Source organism: Acinetobacter sp. UBA3132 (genome assembly GCF_002364825.1).
GTDB classification, from domain to species: Bacteria; Pseudomonadota; Gammaproteobacteria; order Pseudomonadales; family Moraxellaceae; genus Acinetobacter; species Acinetobacter schindleri.
The window spans coordinates 985-1,744 of sequence record NZ_DEZM01000159.1; the positions used below are offsets into that span (position 1 = coordinate 985).

The window sequence follows — 760 nt, forward strand, 5'->3', positions numbered from 1 at the left end:
AAGAAAGTAGATAGATAACCACAAAGCCTGTTAAAACAGGTAAACTAATCTTTTCCATATCAACCTTGTGGGTAAATTGATGCGACGTTTATCGACTCAAGATCAAAACTTCAAGCAGGTATTTGCTGACTTGTTAGCTTTTGAAACAGTGAGTGATCCTGAACTTTTAAAAACCGTAGATCAAATCATTGCTGATGTGCGTCAGCATGGTGATGCTCATGTTCTTAAACTTACTCAGCAGTTCGATCGACATCCAGCGCATCAATTTTCAGATCTGGAACTGACTCAAGAACAATTGAAAGCTGCCTTTGATGGTTTAACAGTTGAAGTGCGTGAAGCTTTAGAACTCGCTGCCAACCGTGTACGTGAATTCCACCAAGCACAAAAGCAAGATGGCTGGACCTATGTCGATGCTTTAGGTAATACCTTAGGTCAAAAAGTCACATCACTTGATCGTGTGGGTATTTATGTACCGGGCGGTTTGGCATCGTATCCATCTTCAGTATTGATGAATGCAGTACCTGCCCATGTTGCAGGTGTACCTGAAATTATTATGGTGGTACCTGCGCCAAATGGTGACTTAAATCCATTGGTACTTGCAGCAGCATATTTGGCAGGCGTGACCCGTGTATTTACCATTGGTGGTGCGCAAGCGGTTGCAGCATTAGCCTATGGTACAGAAAGCATTCCATCTGTAGATAAAATCACAGGCCCGGGTAACCGTTTCGTTGCTGCGGCAAAACGTGCGGTATTTGGTCAA

Annotated in this window: 1 protein-coding gene; it reads left to right on the plus strand. The window is 43.3% G+C overall.

From position 1 onward, the window contains the following. Nucleotides 1-79 precede the first annotated feature (79 nt). The coding region (gene hisD / locus B4033_RS08710) for a histidinol dehydrogenase (protein ID WP_286833247.1) at nt 80-760 on the plus strand (681 nt) is incomplete at its 3' end.